The sequence below is a fragment of the Actinosynnema sp. genome, from assembly GCF_052038725.1.
Genome location: NZ_JBQGCX010000801.1, coordinates 1 through 2,812, shown reverse-complemented (window position 1 = coordinate 2,812; position 2,812 = coordinate 1). Strand labels below are relative to the sequence as shown.

At 71.1% G+C, this 2,812-nt stretch carries 1 protein-coding gene and 2 pseudogenes; 1 reads left to right on the top strand and 2 read right to left on the bottom strand.

The features are described from left to right. Positions 1–467 (bottom strand): annotated as a pseudogene (locus ACTUAL_RS16530) (nitrate reductase subunit alpha); the annotation flags it as partial. 108 nt (positions 468–575) lie between these two features. On the opposite strand from ACTUAL_RS16530, the gene ACTUAL_RS16525 reads away from it, so the two are divergent. Further along, entirely contained in the window at positions 576–1,769 is a 1,194-nt protein-coding gene (locus tag ACTUAL_RS16525) for a nitrate/nitrite transporter (protein WP_440900895.1), read from the top strand. Between the two features lie 60 nt (positions 1,770–1,829). Here the strand turns inward: ACTUAL_RS16525 and ACTUAL_RS16520 are convergent. Further along, positions 1,830–2,812, bottom strand: a pseudogene (locus tag ACTUAL_RS16520) (hypothetical protein); the annotation flags it as partial.

Here is a 2,812-nt window from a genome sequence, read left to right as displayed (position 1 = left end):
CGCTTGTAGCGGCGCGACTTCTCCGGGTCACCGGTGATCTCGGCCCAGGCCAGCACCGGGTCGCCGAGGCGGGCCTTGGCCTCGCGCCACATCTTGAGCAGCACGCCCCGCACGTACGGGTAGCGCACCCGTGACGGGGAGTAGGTGTACCAGGAGAACGAGGCGCCGCGCGGGCAGCCGCGCGGCTCGTACTCCGGCGAGTCCGGCCCGACCGACGGGTAGTCCGTCGCCTGGTGCTCCCAGGTGATCAGGCCGTCCTTGACGAACACCTGCCACGAGCACGAACCGGTGCAGTTGACCCCGTGCGTGGAGCGGACCACCTTGTCGTGGGCCCACCTGTCCCGGTAGAAGCGCTCCCACTCCGCCTGGTCGATCCGGTGCACGGTCCTGCCGTCGGCCGACACCTCCCCCCGCGCGAAGAACTTGCGCCCGCGCGGTTGGGGGCGGTCCACCCCTGTGCTGTCCATGTGCCCAGTGCACCGCGCGGGTTGCTCCGTTTGGAGGGACCTAAGTCCTCTCCCGGCACGGCAGTTGCTCACTTACCGCGCACGCGGGCCGGGCGCAGTGTTCCGGGCATGACTGGATCGGACTCTGCTCACGACCGCACCCGCTGGGTGGTCCTGGTCATGGCCGCCCTCGGATTCGCGGTGAACTTCTGGGCCTGGGCGCTGCTCAGCCCGTTGGGACCCCTGTACCGCGAGGAGCTCGGTCTCACCTCCTTCCAGCAGGCCCTGCTGGTGGCGGTGCCGGTGATCGTCGGCTCGGTCGGCCGCGTCGCGGCCGGTGTGCTCACCGACCGGTTCGGCGGCCGGATCATGTTCCCGGCGGTGTCCGCCGCGACCATCGTCCCCGTGCTGTACCTGGGCTTCAGCGGGCAGTACTCGCTGACCGGGCTGCTCGTCGGCGGCTTCTTCCTCGGCATCGGCGGCAGCGCGTTCGCCGTCGGCGTGCCCACGGTCAACGCCTGGTTCCCGCCGGAGCGGCGCGGCACCGCGCTCGGCCTGTTCGGCATCGGCATGGGCGGCACCGCGTTCAGCGCGCTGACCACCGTGCCGCTGGTCACGGCGGCGGGCAAGACCGCGCCGGTCATCGTCCCCGCGATCGTGCTCGCGGTGTACGCGGTCGCCTCCTACCTGCTGATCCGCGAGGCGCCCGGCCGCACCAAGCCGACCGGGTCGGCGGCGCACCGGCTGCTGGCCGCGGCGAAGCTGCCGATCACCTGGCAGGCGTCGGGCATCTACGCGCTGTCGTTCGGCGGTTACGTGGCGATGTCGGTCTACCTGCCCACGTACCTGAAGACGAGCTACGAGCTGACCCAGGCCGACGCGGCCAACCGGATGGCCGGTTTCGTGGTGCTGGCGGTGATCGCCCGCCCGCTGGGCGGCTGGCTGTCGGACCGGGTGGCGCCCGCGAGGGTCTTGAACACCACGCTGGTGGCGGTCGTCGCGGCGGCGGTCGTGCAGGCGTTCACGCCGATGCTGATGCCGATGGGAACGGCGGCGTTCCTGGTGCTGGCGGTCGCGCTCGGCGCAGGCAGCGGAGCGACGTTCGCGCTGGTGGCGATCATGGCCCCGGCGGACCAGGTCGGCTCGGTGACGGGCATCGTCGGCGCGGCGGGCGGGCTGGGCGGGTTCGTGCCGCCGTTGATCATGGGGGCGCTGTACGGGTCTTACGGGTCTTATGGCGGTGGGTTGGCGCTGCTGGCGGTGGCTGCGGCGGCGACGGTGCTGGTGGTGCGGTCGTTGTCGCGGAGGCCGCAGGTGGTGTGAGGCAAGGGTGGCCGTGAGGGGGTGGCCGATGTGGTCGCCCCCTCCGACGTGTTCGAGGCGTCAGCCGGACGCTACCGCCGTCTGGAGCCCTGCGGAGTAGGGGTCCCGGTCGATCCACCCCTTCCCCTCGGCCGCGATGCCCTCCAGGATGTGGTGCGTGTGCACGAACCCGGCTGCGTCCATGTTCATCTGGGCGAGCGACTCGGGGCTCTCCTCCGAGTCCGACTGCGCCCGCTCGGGGTCCGTGACGCGGATGTCCCTGGTCGGGCCGTTCATCAGGGTCAGCTCCAGGGTGTGCCCCAGGTCGTCGGTCCTGTCCACGTGGACCGAGGAGACCGCGTCGAAGCGGAAGTTGTTGCGCTGCTGCCCGTTGCGCACGGCCCGCTCGAAGTGCAGCTCGGTGCTCACCTCCCGCACCCCGTCGTGCGTGATGAGGAAGAGGCGGATGTCGTACGTCGAGTAGCGCCACGGTCCGCCCTTGACCCGTGCCCGCTTGTACCTCCTCGCAGGCGTCTGCAGCAGGGCGTGGGCGATGATGTCGCGCCACGCCAACCGGTAGTGGCGCAGCGCCTCGTCGAGCGCCAGCGCCTTGTCGCAGTTCAGCCAGGTCTCCATCTCCTGCTCGGACGGCCTGGTGGAGTGCAACCTGTCCCGCCACTGCTGATGGGCCTCCTCGCGTTCGGCCAGCGTCTCGGCGTACACCAGTGCCGCCTCCGCCAAGCGGCGGCGCTCACTGATGGCGAGCCGCCAGCGCGGGACCGCGATCCGCCCGCTGACCACGGCGATCGCGGTCGCCGCCACCGCCCGGACCACGTCGACCTCCACCGCTGCGGCCACGACACCCGCCGCAGCCGCCAAGGCCACAGTCAGCGAAAGCACGCACGTGACCTTCAAAGCGGACGTGGTCCGATGCCGTTCGCGGTTCGCCTGGATCGCGCCCCGCTCCCACTCCTTCCTGGTCTTGCCGGCCAGGTGTCGGATCAACCAGCCCACCCGGTCACCGTTGATCTCCTTCGCCGAGTACAGGGCTGCGACTTCATCGC